The organism is Flavobacterium frigidum, assembly GCF_048286795.2.
On the sequence record NZ_JBLVPT020000001.1, the window covers coordinates 212,914 to 232,224 of the forward strand.

General features: G+C 32.9%; 21 protein-coding genes. 8 read left to right on the forward strand and 13 right to left on the reverse strand.

Features of this window, described 5'->3' with window-relative positions:
- Positions 1–19 precede the first annotated feature (19 nt).
- From ACNQGB_RS01010 to ACNQGB_RS01055, 10 genes are all read right to left on the reverse strand, one after another.
- Positions 20–238 carry a heavy metal-binding domain-containing protein gene (locus ACNQGB_RS01010; RefSeq protein WP_309760460.1) on the reverse strand — a complete coding sequence of 73 codons (219 nt, stop codon included), beginning with the start codon at positions 236–238 and terminating at the stop codon, positions 20–22.
- 295 nt (positions 239–533) lie between these two features.
- Positions 534–1,004, reverse strand: a complete 471-nt coding sequence (locus ACNQGB_RS01015; RefSeq protein WP_417944676.1) for a heme-binding domain-containing protein — start codon at positions 1,002–1,004, stop codon at positions 534–536.
- Positions 1,005–1,721, reverse strand: a complete 717-nt coding sequence (locus tag ACNQGB_RS01020) for a DUF3347 domain-containing protein (protein ID WP_417944678.1) — start codon at positions 1,719–1,721, stop codon at positions 1,005–1,007.
- A 19-nt stretch (positions 1,722–1,740) separates the two neighbouring features.
- On the reverse strand, positions 1,741–2,559 hold the full coding sequence (locus ACNQGB_RS01025; RefSeq protein WP_417944680.1) for a hypothetical protein: 819 nt from the start codon (positions 2,557–2,559) through the stop codon (positions 1,741–1,743).
- Complete coding sequence (locus tag ACNQGB_RS01030; RefSeq protein ID WP_417944682.1) at positions 2,559–3,056, reverse strand: heavy-metal-associated domain-containing protein; 498 nt, start codon at positions 3,054–3,056, stop codon at positions 2,559–2,561. Before ACNQGB_RS01030 ends, ACNQGB_RS01025 begins: the two co-directional genes overlap by 1 nt.
- A 4-nt stretch (positions 3,057–3,060) precedes the next feature.
- A complete protein-coding gene (locus tag ACNQGB_RS01035; RefSeq protein ID WP_417944684.1) occupies positions 3,061–3,531 on the reverse strand; it encodes a TlpA family protein disulfide reductase in 471 nt (156 codons plus the stop codon).
- A gap of 17 nt (positions 3,532–3,548) precedes the next feature.
- Positions 3,549–4,415 (reverse strand): DUF3347 domain-containing protein, encoded by an 867-nt coding sequence (locus ACNQGB_RS01040; protein WP_417944686.1) that lies wholly within the window; start codon positions 4,413–4,415, stop codon positions 3,549–3,551.
- A 156-nt stretch (positions 4,416–4,571) separates the two neighbouring features.
- Entirely contained in the window at positions 4,572–4,943 is a 372-nt protein-coding gene (locus ACNQGB_RS01045; protein ID WP_417977493.1) for a hypothetical protein, read from the reverse strand.
- 84 nt (positions 4,944–5,027) lie between these two features.
- Complete coding sequence (locus tag ACNQGB_RS01050) at positions 5,028–5,372, reverse strand: phage holin family protein (RefSeq protein WP_417944688.1); 345 nt, start codon at positions 5,370–5,372, stop codon at positions 5,028–5,030.
- 48 nt (positions 5,373–5,420) lie between these two features.
- Positions 5,421–6,185: an alpha/beta fold hydrolase gene (locus tag ACNQGB_RS01055; protein ID WP_417944690.1), complete on the reverse strand. Its 765-nt coding sequence runs from the start codon at positions 6,183–6,185 to the stop codon at positions 5,421–5,423.
- Between the two features lie 235 nt (positions 6,186–6,420).
- On the opposite strand from ACNQGB_RS01055, the gene ACNQGB_RS01060 reads away from it, so the two are divergent.
- The gene (locus ACNQGB_RS01060; RefSeq protein ID WP_417944692.1) at positions 6,421–7,776 is read left to right on the forward strand and encodes a hypothetical protein; all 1,356 of its coding nucleotides are present in this window, start codon (positions 6,421–6,423) and stop codon (positions 7,774–7,776) included.
- Positions 7,777–7,829: 53 nt separating this feature from the next.
- Here ACNQGB_RS01060 and ACNQGB_RS01065 read toward each other — a convergent pair whose 3' ends face one another.
- The 3 genes from ACNQGB_RS01065 to ACNQGB_RS01075 form a co-directional block, all read right to left on the reverse strand.
- A complete protein-coding gene (locus ACNQGB_RS01065) occupies positions 7,830–8,684 on the reverse strand; it encodes a DUF4249 domain-containing protein (RefSeq protein WP_417944694.1) in 855 nt (284 codons plus the stop codon).
- 3 nt (positions 8,685–8,687) lie between these two features.
- Positions 8,688–10,961 carry a TonB-dependent receptor plug domain-containing protein gene (locus tag ACNQGB_RS01070; RefSeq protein ID WP_417944696.1) on the reverse strand — a complete coding sequence of 758 codons (2,274 nt, stop codon included), beginning with the start codon at positions 10,959–10,961 and terminating at the stop codon, positions 8,688–8,690.
- Positions 10,962–11,042: 81 nt separating this feature from the next.
- Complete coding sequence (locus tag ACNQGB_RS01075) at positions 11,043–11,756, reverse strand: pyridoxine 5'-phosphate synthase (protein ID WP_417944698.1); 714 nt, start codon at positions 11,754–11,756, stop codon at positions 11,043–11,045.
- A gap of 114 nt (positions 11,757–11,870) precedes the next feature.
- Here ACNQGB_RS01075 and ACNQGB_RS01080 point away from each other — a divergent pair, with 114 nt between their 5' ends.
- The 7 genes from ACNQGB_RS01080 to ACNQGB_RS01110 all read left to right on the forward strand — a co-directional run bounded on the left by ACNQGB_RS01080 (position 11,871) and on the right by ACNQGB_RS01110 (position 19,306).
- Positions 11,871–12,530 (forward strand): CBS domain-containing protein, encoded by a 660-nt coding sequence (locus ACNQGB_RS01080; protein WP_417944700.1) that lies wholly within the window; start codon positions 11,871–11,873, stop codon positions 12,528–12,530.
- A 76-nt stretch (positions 12,531–12,606) separates the two neighbouring features.
- On the forward strand, positions 12,607–13,491 hold the full coding sequence (locus ACNQGB_RS01085) for an NAD kinase (protein WP_417944701.1): 885 nt from the start codon (positions 12,607–12,609) through the stop codon (positions 13,489–13,491).
- 168 nt (positions 13,492–13,659) lie between these two features.
- Positions 13,660–14,334, forward strand: coding sequence for a type IX secretion system protein PorG (porG, locus tag ACNQGB_RS01090; protein ID WP_417944703.1), 675 nt, complete (start codon positions 13,660–13,662; stop codon positions 14,332–14,334).
- A 4-nt stretch (positions 14,335–14,338) separates the two neighbouring features.
- Positions 14,339–15,079, forward strand: coding sequence for an isoprenyl transferase (locus ACNQGB_RS01095; protein WP_417944763.1), 741 nt, complete (start codon positions 14,339–14,341; stop codon positions 15,077–15,079).
- Positions 15,012–17,729, forward strand: coding sequence for an outer membrane protein assembly factor BamA (gene bamA, locus ACNQGB_RS01100; protein WP_417944704.1), 2,718 nt, complete (start codon positions 15,012–15,014; stop codon positions 17,727–17,729). The genes ACNQGB_RS01095 and bamA overlap by 68 nt, the downstream gene beginning before the upstream one ends.
- A gap of 35 nt (positions 17,730–17,764) precedes the next feature.
- Positions 17,765–18,784: an OmpH/Skp family outer membrane protein gene (locus tag ACNQGB_RS01105; RefSeq protein ID WP_417944705.1), complete on the forward strand. Its 1,020-nt coding sequence runs from the start codon at positions 17,765–17,767 to the stop codon at positions 18,782–18,784.
- A 21-nt stretch (positions 18,785–18,805) separates the two neighbouring features.
- Entirely contained in the window at positions 18,806–19,306 is a 501-nt protein-coding gene (locus ACNQGB_RS01110; RefSeq protein ID WP_309757648.1) for an OmpH/Skp family outer membrane protein, read from the forward strand.
- Positions 19,307–19,311 lie beyond the last annotated feature (5 nt).

Genomic DNA, 19,311 nt, shown 5'->3' on the forward strand with positions numbered 1-19,311 from the left:
AACAAGGTAAATCCTTATTTTAGTTATTGCTTTTTACAGCGGTTTCTGGAACAGGCTCTGTTAATTTCATGCCACATTTAGGACATTTATCATTCAGTTTGCCTTGAACTTCAGGATGCATGGGACAAGCATACATTGTTGTATTTTTCATCATTTTTGCGTCATTACCCATCATAGTTGAATCATTGCCCATCATCGTAGAGTCAGAGTTCATCATAGTGGAGTTATCATTCATCATCGGAGTATCATTTGTTGAATTCTCATTATTTTTTTGGTTACAAGAGATCAATACAAAAGCCGCCATTAGGGTAAAAAAAAATATTTTTTTCATGATTAAAGTGTATTAATTGCAGATGAATTTCTGCATAGTAATAGTACAAAAAAGCAGCATTAGATCAGTTGTGTTTTTATTGGTTTAAATTGTATAATTTACTGTAAATGAGCAACTAAAAAGGTTTAATTTTATCTATTTCTCCTCCAAAAAAAGAAATAAGTTTCTATATGACATTTTTATACAAAAGCTGTTTTATTTTTTAAAAGCCCGTTGACATACTGTCTCTTGTGTTTTCCATCCAGGTAATCAATAGCCTTTTATTCTCTTGCGGTAGTATGGCATTTTTATGCATCCTAGTGTAAGTCGCTAATGGCATTTCATCCGATTTGATTTGCTTAACAATACGTTCTAATTTGTTTCCCTGCTTACGTTGAGAATAATCGCCAAACGTACTGAAATTCAAGTTTTCTTTTCCTTCCTTAATATGATTATCCAAAATGATTCTCACGGGTTGAATGTAGGAGTACCACGGATATTCTGTATTATTACTGTGACAATCATAACAAGAGGTTCGTAAAATACTTTCTACATCTGATGGAACGGCGTAGATTTTATTGAAATGCGTTGGCAAAACCTGACCGTAATCTAAATTGCGAGCAGGTTGATAAAATTGTATCAGCAAAAAAATAATCAAACCTAAAACGAATATTTTTTTGACACTAATTTTCATTTAAAATGTTTTTCGTACAGATCCACAAGCAAGCATTTGGGAGCCAAAGTATGGATTTTTGATTTCCTTAGTTTCACTTATCCAGTAGCCACTTTTCCCTTCATCATACATTGGGCAATAATCCTGATATAATTTTTGCGTAGTTCCAAAAGTTTGTACAAAATCGCTAATGTCTTTGCTCAACATGGCAAAATGTTCTCTTTGATGCTCAATTTTACCCGAATTGTCACCAATATGTTCTGCATGCTCCTTCGCATCATCGGCAATAGCAACATATTCCTTTTTTAATTTCGCATCTAGTGATTTTGTATCTGTACTATTTAGTATCGCATATAAACCTTTCCCTGCGTTTGCAGCTCCTTTTGAATCATCTTTTACAAGTGCATTTTTAAGCTTTATATAACTGCTTACAATTTCATTAATTGTAAACGAAGTTGCCGCAACTGTTGTAGTGTTTGACACTGCATTTTTTGTTTCTACATCGGCGTTATTGGCGTCCTCTTTTTCCGTTGCTGTACCTTGCGCCACTTTCTCGGTTAGTTCCATACCACATTCCGGACATTCTGACCCTTTTTTGCCAGTAACTTCAGGATGCATAGAACAAGCATATAATTCGTTGGCAGTTGCTGTCGTTTCTGCAGTTTCGACTTCTTTAACCTTCTGATTGCAAGAAGCTACTGTGATAGCTAGTAAAGCTGTTATAAATAGAGTTTTCATGATTGCTAGTTTTAAAAAATTAATTGTTTTGTTTTTTTAAGGTAAAGAACGTGTAATACAAATTGAAGTACAGTCCGTTCGGTGCAGAACGCAGCATTGAACTAATTAGTTCTTTACGGTACGCTAAATCCAATCGCGCCTGACTATTAAAAATAAATTGTATCGCTGGGACAACATCCAAATACGATTTTCCATTTTCGTTTATGGTTTGCCCTACAAATTCTAACATTAGATTGATATTAGTTTGCTTGAAACTCGTGTATTTTTTAGGATACATTAGTTTACCAAATGACAGCGAATAGTTTGTAGCATTATCTCCCAGTTCATCTGGAAAAGGATAATTTGGTTTATTGTCTAGTGCTTTCTCAAAACTTAAAGAGGAACTAATAGCTACTTTTTTTAATAATTTTGTTGCAATTATACCTGTTTCAAAACCTGTATTATGCCCCAAGATTTCAATTTGTTCTTGATGGATATCAGCACGATTAAAACTATATCTTCCGTATGCTGCCATGCGGAAATGACTATTCAAATCATCTTCAGAATAAAACCGATATTTTGCCATTACACCAGCTCCTTCAGCATATAAGGCATTAGTTCTAGTACTTATAAAAGCGGAACCTCTTACCATCAAATTCTTATTTATCCCATAAGTTATCTCAGGCATTAAATGGTAATTGTAACCTGTTTTAATTTGCTCTTTAAATGCTGATTGCATAACGTTTAAAGCAAGTGAATTAGATGGGACATTACTTGCAGGATCAGTTACTACAAATAATTCTTGACTAAAAATAGTTTGACAACTGATTGCTACAAAAAATAAAATTACATTTCTCATTAGTTTATCAATTTAATGTGAAAATCATCTTCATTGTTTAAAGCGTAGGTTTCGACATTTTTATAGGTTTTAGATAATTTTTTAAACTCCTTTTCAGTTACAAATCCTTTGTCAAGTATTTTAAATTGTATTTCACTCGCATTACTTAGTTTGTCATTAAACAAGATATACGCGCTTTTAGTTATGGTTTCGGGCTTTGAAGTGACCACTAAAGAGCCGACAAAAAAACCTGCTTTTTCCACTTTTTCCTTAAATACTTTTGGACTCAAATCATTACCTTCCTTAAGTGTTACAATGAACGTATTGGTATTTAAATCGGTTTCTACAGTAACTACTTCGGGCAATGTTTTTAACTGCTTGTTTATCGCATTGGAACACATAGAACAGGTTAAACCCGTTGCAATGATCTCAGCTTTTGAGATTTGAGCAAACGATTTCATACTTGTGATTAAAACTAAACAAGCAACTAAGACAAATTTTAACGGTATATTTTTCATGATTCTATTTTTTTAATTGGATTGAAATTTCTTCAAGTGTTGGATTGATAGCGACCAATTTTCCGGATTCGTCAAATAAATAAGAACTCGGCAATTGCTCAATTCCAAAGAGAAGCGCCGTTTTTGCATCAAATCCATTAGGATCTATTAGTTGCGTGTAAGGAAGCTTGTCTTTTTCGATAGCATTTTTCCATTTAGTAGTATCACTATCTAGAGAGATTCCTATAATTTCGAAATTGCCACTTTTATTTTGGTTGTAAAAAGGAACTAATTTTTTATTAGCCACTCTGCAAGGCCCACACCAGGAAGCCCAAAAGTCAACTAAAACTATTTTACCTTTAAGCGAAGCTACCTCTACGGCAACTTCATTATTGTTGAAAAGTTTAAAATCAGGCAGGCTATCGCCTAGTTTTAATTGTGCGTTTGCAACTGAAATAGTGAGCAACAGTATACAACAGGCGATTACTTTTTTCATATTATTGCTGTAAAAAATTATTGAATCGTTTCTACTACTTTCCCGCAAGTCAGCATTTTAGAACCATAAAAAGGATTCTTTACAGCATTTTCTTTGCTTAACCAATTAGCACCTTCACCTCCATTTGCCATTGGACAAAACTGTACGTAAACAGGCATTTCATATTTAGCTACTTTTAGCAATTCGTAAATTGATTTTGAGAAAGGAATGAAAATTTCTCTTTGAAGTTTAATGTCTTGCATTGCAGCAATAGCTCCGGCAGAAGTCATTAAACCACTCATTTCCTTCATCCAAACCATATGCACATCCATAGCAAGAGTTTCCATTTTTACTGCACTCAAAGCTATTTTCATTTCTTTTGCTTCTGCAGCAACCGCGTTTCCGTCTGTTTTTACCAACGCATCTTTCAACGCAAAATAAGTATCAAAAACAACTTTTAGTTGTGTGTCCTGTTGTTGCTTAGTACCTGAATTATCAGCGTGATTGGAATGATTTTCCGTAGTCACTGATTCCATTTTAATTTCTGTTGGCATAGCTACTTTAGCTACTCTTTCATATTGGCAACATTCGTGCAAAGCATCATATGTAGCATCTGGGGCAAGAAATTTATCACTGTCATAACCAACTAAAGCAATGCGTTTCAGAATTTCGTCTTGGCTTGTCTTAGATGCATCATAAGTAAGAACTGCCATATTAGTGTCTTGATTCCATTCTACTTTTGCTACTTTTTTAAGGGTGCCAGCAGTTTCTATTTTAGTTTTGCACATGCCACAGTTTCCGTATATTTTTACTGTTTCTGTTTTAGCGTTTTTAATTTGCGCGCTTACTACGTTGATTGAGAGCAATAATGTCATTGCCATCAATATTTTTTTTATTGAGTTCATTGTATTTTGAATTTAAAGTGAATTAGTCCCAAATAAAACTGAAATAATAAGCTACGTTCGAGCTACATATCAATCTGTATTGGACCAAAAAAATTAATGATTGTTAAGCACAAAGTGCTTTGAAAAAGACAGTATTTTGGCTGTCAGAAAAGGGATTTAGCTTATTTTAGGTGGAAGCCAAACAGATCTGAAATCAGAGGATATGAAGATTGCAGAATAATAATAATTTTGTTTTTCAGTCGAAAAACTAAAAAGTTCAAGGTTTAAATCGCTGTATAAAATTGCTGTACTACTTAATAAAACAGTTGAATTACTGCAACCAATACTTTTACAAGCCCCATCGCAACCTTCATGAGAATTCTTCTTTGAAGACTCTGATTTCTTGCAGCATTCTTTTTTTATCTTCTCAACAGAGGACATTTTTTTACAACAGGATTTCTCAGTCTTTGTTCCACACGCAAATGCACTGCTTGGAGTCAATATGAAACCAAGTATTGCCAATAAAAATATGTAAAACGTTTTAGACATTCTATATCAATTGAAATACAAAGGTAAATAAATAAAAATAAGCCCAAATAATTGAGATCATAAATAGAAGTTAAAAATAAATTTTTATTTCCCTTCGCCTAATATTGCATTCAAAATAGATTGTAATAATGATAAAATGATACTGAAAAACAAGGCCGTTAAAAATGTATCTACGCTAAATCCGCCTACAATCTTTGTACACAATAAGATCATAAGTGCATTAATTACCAATAAAAACAATCCTAAAGTAATGATCGTAACAGGCAATGTAAGTAGTACTAATATTGGTTTGATAAATATATTAAGCAACCCCAGAACAATGGCTACTATTAATGCTGTGGTAAATCCTGCCACACGAACCCCGGGCATAAAATTTGCAATTAGCAATACTAAGCCCGCAGTAATAAGAATTTTTATCAGTAAATTCATGGATTTTTATTTTTAAGTTTTAATAAATGTAGTGAATATTTAAAATTATCACGGTTGTTTTAAGAAAGAAGTCACTTTTTGATAAAACTCAATTGGGTTTTCGGCGTGTAGCCAATGCCCAACATTCGGAATCGTTTCGATGCTTGAATCTGGGAAATGCGCTTTGATATCTTCAACGTCACTATCTAAAATGTACTTGGAATTACCACCACGAATAAACAATGTTGGCTTTAGGAAACGAGTGCTTTGTGGTAAAGCAACTCCTATTTCATCCATTTTTTTATTAAAAACAGCTAGATTGAATCGAAAAGCCAATTGCGAAGGCTCTTTCCAAAATAAATTTTTCATCAAAAATTGTCGCGTTCCAAAATCAGGGACAAACTTCGTCATAATTGCTTCAACATCGCTTCGGCTGGGTTCTATTGAAAAATCAACAGCATTCAATCCCGCCAATATATCTTGATGATGTTGGGGATAAAATTTTGGTCCAATATCAGCCACAATCAATTTATCGACTAGTTCAGGATGTGACGTAGCCAAAAGCATAGCTACTTTTCCACCCATCGAGTGTCCTATTATATTGATGTTTTCTAAATTATGAGCCTGACAATACTCGTAGACATCCTGAGCCATAATTTCATAACTAAAGTCATCAGAATGCATGCTTCGTCCGTGGTTGCGTAGATCGAGCATGTGAACTTGAAAACCGACTGCAAATTGTGTTCCGAGGGATTTCCAGTTGTCTGACATTCCCAGAAATCCGTGAAGAATTAAAAGTGGCTTGCCAGAGCCTTCTATTTTTGAAAAAAGCATATAATTTTAGATTTAAATCGAAACAATGTTCCAAAGATAAAAATCTAAGTTCACCAATAATAATTTAATTGGTTTTTAAATAAATATCATTAAAAGTGGGTATTGCGACATTGATAAAATTCCGTAATTTTGCCGCTAATTAAATTGTACGTTATTTTTTAATAAAACATCTTTATTGTACACAATCAAACCCAAAAGTCCAAATTTCATTTATTAATAATTTTAAATTTTACCCATGATTAAAAAGATTTTTTTATTTTCAGTGATTATTTCACAACTGACAATTTCTTGCTCTAGCAACGAGGAATTAGATAGCGCTTCTGAAGAAAGTTTAACTGCTCAAATTGAAGCTATCTGTAAGCAACCGTATTCAAAATTAACTCCAGCAGAACAGAAAGTGAAACTAGAGGCTGAAGCAAATGAAATGCTAGTTCAAATGAACAAATCCAAAACATCTGGAGCCATTGAAGCCATTCAAAATTTAGGAGATTTATTCAGGATCAGTTCTGTTGACATTTTCAATGGAAAAAATGATAATAAAATAGAAGATATTCTAAATGTTTCCGGCGTATATGGAATTTACACTTGGAATAATTCAACAAAAATTTGGGTTAAAACAGCTTCAACTACTGAATTAAAATTTGTTTTCCCTGCAAAAGCAACTCAAACTGCTAACAATGCATCTTTATCTTCCAAAAGCAACTCTTCAAACATTAAAATAAAACTGGTAGACAGTTATAATTGGCAAACTGGAATTACAATAAATGATGAATTTTATTTACCAACTTCTGTAGATGCAACTTTGACTATTGACAATGCACAAGCTGCAACTTTTGTAACGAGTGCAAAATATACTGGCACAATAGAAACTCCAGATGAATCTAGCTTCAAAATGGTTTTAAATGATGGCTATACTTATGAAATCAGCGGGAGTAAGAAAGCAACTCAAAACACTGCTAAATCTTCTTTTACCTATAATGGGAAAAAATTAGTTTCATTTACCGCAGGAAGCACTGCTGATATTGATGCTTTAATAGAAGATAAAGACCTTATTCAATACAAAGGTAAAGCGAATGGTCTGGTTCAAATCATGGATAACTTTATCATTGTAGCCGATATGGATATTGCAACACAATCTAAAGATGAAGAAGCTTTAGAGAAAAGTTTGGTTTATCCTTCTTATCCCGATTACGATAACCCTAAAGCTGACTTCAAAGCATATTACACGGCTCAAAACGCATATTATAAAAAGTATTCTGACGGCAATGTGATTAATTCAAATAAAAACTTGAAACTAATTTTAGTTTCTAAAAAAGACGGAACTAAGATAGCTGACGTTGTCTACCGTACAGAAAAAGAATATAACTATGATGCTGAATTACCAGTTTGGATTAAAGATTCATACTATCCTAGTGGAGGATTTTGGACAACTACCGGGAATGGTGCAACAATTACAATTCAATATTACGACGAAGTACTTTACTTAAAATTCAATGACAGTACCGAAGTTGCAATGAGTACTTATTTCTCTGAAGGATTTGATAACCTTGAAACTAAATTTGAGGATTTTTTGAAAGCTTTTGAAAGATAGAACTATTTTTTTATAGTAAACCTAAAGCCAATCTGAGAAATTCCAGATTGGCTTTATTTTTTAATAGGTGTTTTAACTACTATCGTATTTTGGCCGTAGCCAGCCCAAATACCTACACCACCTTTAATATTTGATTTTAAACTTGTATTTGATGGATAAATGGGATTTCTGCTATTTACAATTTCATTCTGCCAACTATTCCAAAAATCGAATCCTTCCTTATTCATAGTCCTTAATTTTACGAAAATTAAATCTCCGTCGGTAAAATAGGGTTTGAATTTAGTTTTAGGAAAGAGTAATACACCTCTATTCACCTGCATTGAAATGGAGTGAGATATAAATTTTTCATCATCTAGATTACCGTAAAAAGCAGGAATAAAAATAGGTTCTTGCTTATCTATCCTAGTCGCAATCTGATAATAATTCTTTTCGTTTATAGGATCATCAAATTTTATAAAAACGTATCCGGTAGTATCCGCGGCATTCTTCTTTACATACTCCGCATTTGCAATCGTTACTGTTTTAGGAATGCTTGTAGTAGCCAAAACTATTCTATTTAAATACTCAATTTTCAAAGTATATGTCTTCCCCGCTTTACCGATTATTTCTTTTCCAAAATACACATACGGCGGAACTCTATTATCATCATTTTTAACACGCAAAACTTCTACCGTTTGTCCGTCAGAAACTGTTATTTTTGCCGAGCGTATTACGTGATCCAAAACATTTGTAGAATCAACAACATCATTTATTGGTATCGTACTGGATAATATCACGTGAGGAACATCTCCTTCTTCAATCCAGCCCTCTACCGCTAGTTTTGACTCCAACTTAATTCCATCACTAAAACTATCATTGTTGCAACTACACGCAATAACCATCAAAAGAAATAAACTATACTTTTTCATCCTCTAAAATTTAAATCTCCAACTTATTGAAGGAAGTATTCTGTACAAAACCTTTTTTTCAGGCTTGACAACTACACTATCTTTATTTTCATTGACAACCACATTTAAAACAACATAAATAGGGTTTTCGATATTGAAAGTATTATAAATAGAAAAATTTAATGCGCTTTCTTTTTTAGCGTTTTTTATAAAAAAATAATTAAAAGAAAGATCTGTTCGGATATAGTTTGGCATTTGAGCATTATTATACTCCGAATATTCTTTGACAGGATTATTATTTATAAAATACCATGATGTAGGCATTGTAAAACGATTACCTGAACTAAAAATCTGTGTGACACCAAAATTCCATTTTGAATTTAAATCGTAGGTTCCAACCAATGCTAAATTATGGCGTCTGTCATATTTAGCATAGTATGTTTCCCCATTATTGAGCTTTTCGAAATTTCGGTCGGACCAACTCAAGGTATAACTTAACCAGCCTTTAAATTTTCCGCTATTCTTTTTCAGCATAAATTCTAATCCATAAGCTTTTCCTTTTCCTTCCAGCAAATCATTTTTTAATGTCGAGATTTCATTAAACTGTGTAACACCATAAGGATATTCCAGCAAATGATTCATAGAACGATAAAATGCGCCAAATGAAGAGCTAAAACGCTTCGAAATAATTTGATTGGAACCCATTGAAAACTCATTAGAGGATTGCGCGGGAATACCATCTGAACTTGCAACCCAAAAATCAGTAGGAATACCAACACTGGAAGTCGTTATTAAATTTAAATACTGATTTTGCCTATTATAGGAAGCATAAAACGAAAAATTTCTGTTCCAATAATAATTCAGAACAACACGAGGTTGAAAATGCAAATACGATTTTACCCCTGAAATATAATAGTTAATCCTTAAACCTAATTCTGCTATCAAATTATCCTGTAATTTTGGTTTCGCAGTTGTAAAAATAGCAAATTCGTTAGCTTTAATTAAGGGATTTTGTTCTATAATATTAGTTGTGCTTAAATTTTCAATTTGGATTTTTTGTGGTTGCAAATTATGATAAACATATTGCAAACCTGACTCGAAAGAAGTTCCTTTAACCAAATAATTAATCGAATTAGTAAATCCGAAGTCATCAACAAATGAAGAAACACCAATTCCAATTGTTGATTGCTCCATATTCAACTCATTAGTGTAACGCGTGAAATAAATAGCATTCGACATACTGGTTTTAGAGGACAATTTAGTAAATAAAGAAGGAGAGATAGTCAAATTACTCCATTTCAAGCTGGTTCGTAAGGCCAAATTTGAGTCTTTTATCTGCAATTTATCAGCACTTGAAAAAGCCGAAATACTTAATAGGCTATTTTTAGAAATTTCTGTAACAAAAGTTAAATTACCGTCCAAAAAGCCATATTTCATATCTTGAACATCATTATTTTTTGATCCAGATTTCAATGTTGGAGCAATAATCTCATCAATATATGTTTTTCTTCCAGATAATGTAATCCCAGATTTTTTACTAATTGGAATGCTTAAAGTAGCCTGAGATGCTAGTAAGCCAACATTTCCTTGAAACGCAAATTGTGCAGGTATTTTTTTATTAGCAATTAATAAAGTTGTTGAACTTAAACGCCCTCCATATTTTGAATTTGAGCTTGATTTATCAAATTCAACTTCTTGTATATGATCCGTATTATAAAAAGGAAAAACACCTAGCAGATGTGCCATTCCATAAATAGGCGTTCCTTCATACAATATTGCATTATGTCCTGGATCACCTCCTCTAACATATAAATATCCATTTGCATCACCAGAGTTCTGCACTCCTGGTGTGAGTTGTAAAATTTTGATAATATCTGTTGTTCCAAGGACTGTTGGAACTGCGGCTAATTCTTTTAAATTAAAAGATAATTTCCCACCAGATAAACTTGTAATGCCGCTCCTTTTATTATTGGATATGACAACTTCTTTTAAAAAAGAAACATCCTTTTCTAAAATAATAGAAATTATTGTGTCATTTTCACATTTAAAACTTAAAGTTTTTTCAAGATAACCAAATTGATTAACTACAATTTTAACAAAATCGGATGGAAGTTTGGCCGTAAAACTGCCCAAAGTATCACTTACATAATTGTAATGCTGACTATTAGTTTCTAACGAAATACATACTCCTCTTAATTTTTTATTTTCAAAAGATTTCACATTCCCAGCTATGGTCACCTTGGACTGCGCAAACAAATTGGAAAAAAATAATAAAAAAAACAAAATAATTGGCTTCAAGACTAAATTTTAATACGAAAAATGCTAAAGTAAACAATTACAACCCAATTACATCAGGTTATAATTGTTTTAATTTATTTCTTACTTTAATTTTTGCAAATACATATTGACCACATTATCTAATCCCAAATAAATAGCTTCTGAGATTAAGGCATGACCAATTGAAACTTCGAGTAATCCTGGGATATTTTGTTTAAAAAATTGAATGTTATCCAAACTTAAATCGTGACCTGCATTGATTCCCAATCCTAATTCGTTGGCTAAAATTGCTGATTGTGTATATGGCAAAATCGCATTTTGATTTCCTAAACCGTATTGGTGTGCAAACGCCTCTGTATAGAATTCGATTCTCTCGGTTCCAATTTTTTTAGCTCCTTCGATCATTTCGAGAATTGGATCTACAAAAATAGACGTTCGAATACCGTTGCGTTGAAATTCCTGCACCACTTCAGTCAAAAAAGCTTCATGTTTTACGGTATTCCATCCCGCATTTGATGTGATCGCATCGATAGCATCTGGAACTAGGGTAACTTGAGTTGGCTTTATTTCGAGAACAAGATCAATAAATGTTTGCTCCGGATTGCCTTCGATATTGTATTCGGTATAAACAATTGCCTTCAAATCTCGGGCATCTTGATAGCGAATGTGGCGCTCATCTGGTCGTGGATGTATCGTAATTCCTTCGGCACCAAATTTTTGAATGTCGGTGGCTACTTTTAATAAATTGGGAACATTTCCTCCACGAGCATTTCGCAAAGTAGCTATTTTATTGATGTTTACACTTAACTTTGTCATGAACACACTTTTTGATTTTGAAACTTGTTTTTACTTGGAACAAAAATACAAAGTAAAACTTAGGAGATTTTGCTTATTTTTGATTATTTTGCATGAAATATTCCAAATTGATTTATGACAGAAATTACAGAGTATATAACCAATGATGTAAAGGCAATTGATAGCTTCGATTCTATCGCAGCGGTTCAAAACTTCTTTAGTGATTTACACTTTTCACATTTTCCAGTTTTAGAAGATGGAGTTTACATTGGTAGTATCGCAACTGAGGATATTGAAACTTTTGACAGTGACAAAAAAATAGTAGATTACCGCTTTACATTGGAAGGTTTTTTTACTAAAACAGATACCATGTGGCTCGATGTTTTAGAAGTTTTTGCAAAAAACAATACTAATTTAGTTCCCGTTTTAGACGAAAACAACAGTTACGTTGGGTATTATGAAATAGAAGATATCATGAAGTTTTTTCATGAAACCCCATTTTTACAAGAACCAGGCGGAATTATCGTAGTTCGTAAAGGCGTTTTAGATTATTCCATGAGTCAAATTACCCAAATTGTAGAAAGCAATAATGGAAAGCTTTTGGGTTTATTCATATCAGAGTCAAGTATTGATAGCATTGAAATTACGTTGAAAATAACATTAGGCGCTATGAATGAAATTATTCAAACTTTTAGGAGGTACAATTATGAAATCATATCAGAACACCAAGAAGATAATTACATCAATAATTTAAAGGAACGCTCTGATTATTTAGACAAATACCTTAATATATAGTTTACAGGGCTGATTAGCATTTTAATCGATCTAACGACATACAACTTATACTAACAGAAAACGATTCAGCAAAAAGATGAAAGTAGCTATCTACGGTCAATATTATCAAAACAGTACAGAACCTATAATAAACGACATCTTTGTTTTTTTTAACAAGAACAATATAGAGATGATCATTGAGTCGCATTTTTTAATAATGCTTAACGAAAAAAAAATTGTAGAAAACAAATACAAAACATTTACCTCACATACAGAACTTGATAGCAGTTTTGACATGTTAATTAGTATAGGTGGTGACGGAACCATTTTAAGAGCGGCAACTTTAGTTCGTGATTCTGGGATTCCCATCTTAGGGATTAATGCTGGAAGACTGGGTTTTTTAGCTTCGGTACAAAAGGAAAACATAGCCTCGTTCATGCAATTTGTAATTGATAGAAAATATACGATTTCTAAACGAACTTTACTGAGTTTAACTTGCACTCCTCCTAATGAGTCTATCGATGCAATTAATTTTGCTATGAATGAAATTACGGTTAGCAGAAAAGATACCACCTCGATGATAACAATTGATACGTATTTAAACGAGGAGTATCTGAATTCGTATTGGGCTGACGGATTAATTATTTCAACCCCAACAGGATCTACAGGATACTCTCTAAGCTGCGGCGGTCCTATTTTGACCCCAGATGTAAAAAGCCTCGTTATTACACCTATTGCCCCTCACAATCTTACTGCACGACCACTAGTAGTTCCCGATGAAACTGAAATTAGACTTAAAGTTTCTGGAAGAGATGAATACTATTTAGTTTCTCTAGATTCTAGAGTTACATCTGTTAGAAACGAGTCGGTGCTAACTTTAAAGAAAACTCCTTTTCAAATTAATATGGTCGAAATTCCCGAGGAAACCTTTTTGAAAACACTCCGCAGCAAACTACTTTGGGGAGAAGACAAGAGGAATTAAATCATTTTAAGCAAACGCTATACGATTTTATCAATTTTTCCCGTTTTACTAAATTAAATACTTATTTATAGTGCGTTTAATACTGAATTATTAAAAAAAAGCACATTTAACTGAATGGGTATTGAATCGAATTGATAATTATTATATTTGCACGCAATTTTTGATTAAATGAACAAAATTTTTTATTTATTTCTCTGTTTATTCCCAGTGATGGCAACACACGCTCAAATACATGAGGTCGGTGTTTTTTTAGGCGGCAGTAATTATATTGGAGACATCGGACCTACTACTTATATTTCGCCAAACGAACCTGCAATTGGAGTCGTATACAAGTGGAATAAAAGTCCTAGACATTCCTATAGATTTTCTTATACGCAATCTAAAATTACCTCAAATGATTTGGATTCAAAAGAAGTAAGCAGGTACCAAAGGGAGTATCGTTTTGAAAACAATTTAAAAGAAGTATCTTTAGGCCTTGAATTCAACTTTTTTGATTTTAATCTTCACGAATCGAGCAGAAAAATCAGTCCTTATGTTGCGTCTGGTTTGAGTTATTTTCTAGCAAAATATACCTTGACCGATTTAAAAACGGACACATCAGTTCGTGGGAGAACTGAAAGAAGAAAATCAATAGCACTCCCTATTATTATAGGAGTAAAATCTAATATATCAAGAAGTTGGGTATTGGCATTAGAAACTGGTGCAAGATATACGTTGACTGACAATATAGACGGAAGCTCTAATCAAAATTTTGGAAATATAAATAATAATGATTGGTACGTTTTTACAGGAGCTACGTTAACCTATACCTTTGGGAATAAACCCTGTTATTGTGCAGAATAGAGAAATGAATTTACAAGATACAATCAATAAGAATAACCTACCTAAACACCTAGCCATCATTATGGATGGTAATGGACGTTGGGCAAAACAGCAAGGCCTTTTACGCGCCTTGGGTCATGAAAGCGGAACAAAATCAGTAAAAGTAATAATAGAAGCCAGTGCGAAGCTTGGCATCGAGTTCCTTACTCTTTATGCTTTTTCTACTGAAAACTGGAACAGACCCAAACTAGAAGTCGATACTTTAATGAAAGTACTGATCAACTCTTTGAAAAAAGAATTACCCACACTTCAAAAAAACAACATCAAACTCAACGCAATTGGCAACCTAGAAAGATTACCAAAATCAGCGCAAAAGGAACTCCTTGATGTGATTGACAAGACAAAAAACAACACACAAATGACACTTACGTTAGCGTTAAGCTACGGTTCTAGGGAGGAATTAGTAGCTGCGGTAAGAAATATTTGTAGTAAAGTTAAAAATAATATAATTTCAATAGACGCTATTGACGATTCCATTATTAATGAGCATCTTTACACGCAAAATTTACCGGACGTAGATTTATTAATACGAACAAGTGGAGAACATAGGATAAGTAATTTTTTGTTGTGGCAAATTGCCTATGCAGAATTATATTTTACTGATATATTATGGCCAGACTTTAAAGAACAAGATTTATATGAGGCTATCATTAGTTATCAAAAAAGAGAACGCAGATTTGGAAAAACAAGTGAACAAATTAAATAATTTTTTAGTGTTACATAAAAGCATAAAAATAGTCCTTACCGTATTAATATTAGTAAGTTTTACAAAAGTTAAAGCGCAAGAAAGAGTTCCTTTTGATCAAGGAAAAAAATACATTTTGGCTGATGTAGCTATTGTGGGAGACATTAGTTTCAACTCGCAAACGGTTGTTACATTCTCAGGTTTGCAAAAAGGACAAGAAATAACAGTGCCCGGTGAAGAAATTAGTGCTGCTATAAAAAAACTTGGAAAACTAGGTCTCTTTGATGAAATTTCATTTTATGTAAATAAAGTTCAGAATGATAGTATCTACCTCGATTTAAATATTGTAGAGCTACCCAAACTAAATCAAGTAAAATTTGTAGGGATTAAAAAGACTAAAACGGAAGCTTTAATAAAAGACAACAGTCTTAATAAAGGTAAAGTTGTAAATGAAAACTTGATTACAACCACAAGAAATTATATAGAAAACAAATACAAGAAAGACGGGTATTATAACACCAAAGTTAACATTAATACGGTTAAAGATACCTCCACTGTTAATTCAGTAAACATGCTTGTTAGCATTGACAAAGGTGAAAAAGTAAAAATTAAAAGTATTGATTTTGTAGGAAACACGAAAATATCTGATAACACTTTGCGTAAAGCAATGAAAGATACGAAACAAAAGAAAATTACTCGTGTTTTAAAAGCATCAAAATTCATAAAAGACAAATACAAAACCGATTTAGAAAAAGTAATTTCTTCCTATAAAGAGAAAGGATATAGAGATGCCAGAATCGTTTCGGACTCTGTAACATTTGATAAAGAGAAAAATGCATTATCTATAAAAATTAATGTAGAAGAAGGAAATAAATATTACTTTGGAAACATAAAATTCTTGGGAAATACAGTTTACACCGATCAAGGTTTAAGTAGAGTATTAGGCGTGAAAAAAGGAGAAACCTATAATGGTGTTCTGCTACAAAGAAGAATTGCCGATGGATCAAAACCAGATGGCGAAGACATTGATAATTTATACAAAAATAACGGATATTTATTTTCAAATATTAATGCTGTAGAGGTAAGAACTGCCAATGAAACTATTGATTTTGAAATACGAATTACAGAAGGTCCTATAGCTTACTTCAACAAGATAACGGTTGTAGGTAATGACAAAACCAATGACCGCGTTATTTACCGTGAATTAAGAACAAAACCTGGTGAAAAATACAGCAAAGACGAATTAGTTAGAACCGTACGTGAAATTGGACAGTTAGGATTTTTTGATCCAGAAGCTATCAATCCAGCGTTTAGAAACGTTGATGCAAGTGCAGGAACGGTAGATATTGAATACCAACTTGTAGAAAAAGGCTCGAGTCAAATTGAACTTCAAGGAGGTTATGGTGGCGGTGGTTTCATTGGTACGCTTGGACTTTCGTTCAACAACTTTTCGGCTCGTAATATGTTCAAAAAAGATGCATATCAACCCTTACCGATGGGAGATGGTCAAAAAGTAAGCTTACGTTTGCAAGCAAGTACCTTTTTCCAAACCTATAGTGTTTCCTTTTCTGAACCTTGGTTTGGCGGAAAAAAACCAGTATCATTTAGTTCATCATTGTCTTACAGTAAACAATTTTTAAATAATTTTCAAACACAAAGAGCGGATAAAACAAAAAGTTTTAACATTATGACTTTATCCGTTGGTTTAGCCAAAAGATTAACAGTGCCTGATGATTTCTTTGTATTGTCACAATCGTTAAGTTACCAGCACTATGATTTAAATAATTACAATACTGGATTATTTACCTTTGGGGATGGAACATCCAGAAACATGGCTTACACAATAGGATTAACACGAAATAATAAAGGGGTAAATCCAATTTTCCCTACCTACGGATCAGAATTTAGTGTTTCGGCTAAATTGACCCTTCCTTACTCTTTATTAAACGGAATTGATTATGCTACATTGGGTGACAAAGAAGAATACAAATTAAAGAATACTGTCGACCGATTAAATGTGCCAGATGCCAACGGAAATATTGTGAAAATTGGAGATTACATTGATACGAATGGCAATAAGGTAACCGACTTTAATTTGGCTGCTGCAGATGTCAGCAAAGTCGATCAAGAGCGTTTTAAATGGTTGGAATATTATAAAATAAAATTCAAAGCTGATGCGTATACCAAAGTTTATGGTAAATTAGTGGTGAGAACTTTGGCAGAATTTGGATTCCTTGGAGCATACAATCAAGACCGAGGAGTAGTTCCTTTTGAACGTTTCTATCTTGGTGGAGATGGAATGGCAAACTTCTCTATGGATGGAAGAGAAACCATCCAATTAAGAGGATATAAAAACAACTCATTGACACCTTCAAATAGTAATGGAGAGCAAATTGGAGCAACTGTTTTTAATAAATTCTCAATGGAATTACGTTATCCAATAACATTAAAAGCATCTGCATCAATTTATGCATTAGCATTTTTGGAAGCAGGATCTTCATTTAAGGATTTCAAAAGTTACAATCCATTTGCTTTAAGCCGTTCTGCAGGAGTTGGATTACGTGTATTTATGCCAGCATTTGGATTATTAGGAATTGATTTTGCTCATGGGTTTGATCCAGTAGGAAATAATCTCGAATCAGTTCATTTTATTATTGGACAACAATTTTAAAAAAATTGATTTTAAATTTTCTAAAACATACTGTTATGAGAAAACAATTTTTATATCTATTTTTATCGTTAGTCTTTGTGCAAGCAATAGACGCCCAAACAAGAGGCACTAAACTAGGTTTCATAGATATGGAATACATTTTACAAAATGTACCCGATTATACAGAAGCAAAGGCGCAATTAGAGCTAAAAACTGAAAAATGGAAACTTGATATTGATGCTAAAAAAATTGAAATCAATAAACTCAAAGAAGCCCTAAAAGCAGAAAGAGCTTTGTTAACTAAAGAATTGATTGATGAAAGAGAAACAGAAATTAATTTTCTAGAAAATGAAAACCTAGATTACCAACAGAAACGATTTGGACCCAATGGAGATTTAATCATACAAAAATCCCTCTTGGTTAAACCAATACAAGATCAAGTTTTTACTGCTGTTCAAGATATTGCTGAAAGGTTAAAATACGATTTCATTTTTGACAAAACATCTGATCTAACCATGTTGTTTGCAGCAAAAAGATTTGATCTTAGCGACCAAATTATACGCACGCTTACCCGAACTGAAAAAAGAGAGCAGTTGACTAAAAAACAACAAAAAGCAGAAGAGGATAAAGAGAAAAAACAAGACGCGATGGATGAAAATCCAGATTTAGCAGAACGTCAAAAGCAAATAGACGAAAAAAAATATGCTAGAGAGAAAGTACTTGAGGACAGGAAATTGCTTCAAGAGCAAAAGAAAAAGGAATTTGAAGACAAAAGAGCACAAATAATAGCAGACAGAGAAGCTAAAAAAAATGGCACGGTTTCTGCAAATGTTAAAATAGAGGATCCTAAAAAAGCGGCAAATGCAGATACGACAAATGATGCTTCAAAACAGTTAGCAGAAGACCTCAAACAAAAACAAGTGGAAGTTAATGCACAAAAACTAGAAGATCGGAAGAAAATTTTAGAGGACCGCAAAAAAGCATTAGAAGAAAAAAGAAAAAAAATTCTCGAAGAAAGAGAAGCGATTAGAAAAGCAAAAGAAGAAAAATTAAAAGAAAATACAAACAAAAATTAATTACTAAATATTTTAAAAACGATGAGACAAATTAAAACTCTATTTATTGCTGCAATTTTTATTTTAGGAGCAAGCCAAACAATTAATGCACAAGCAAAAACGGCTCATGTTGATGTAAGTGAGATTATGACAAAAATGCCAGCAATGTTAGATGCTCAAAAACAATTGGATAAATTGAGTACTACTTACGATGCTGATTACAAAAAGATGGTAGAAGAATACCAAGGGAAATTAAAAAAATACGAAGCTGAAGCTGCTACAGTAACTGAAGCTATTAATGGAGAACGCTCTAAAGAAGTACAAGACATGCAGTCTAGAATTGTAGCTTTTAGAGACAATGCTCAAAAAGAATTGCAACAAAAAGAATCTGATATTGTTAAACCATTGATGGAAAAAGTGAGAGCTTCAATCCAAAAAGTAGGAAAAGCAAAAGGATTCCAATATGTTCTTGATGGTTCTTCTCTTTTACTTGCTGATGGTCCAAACTTGACTCTTGATGTTAAGAAAGATTTAGGTTTCTAGGAAAA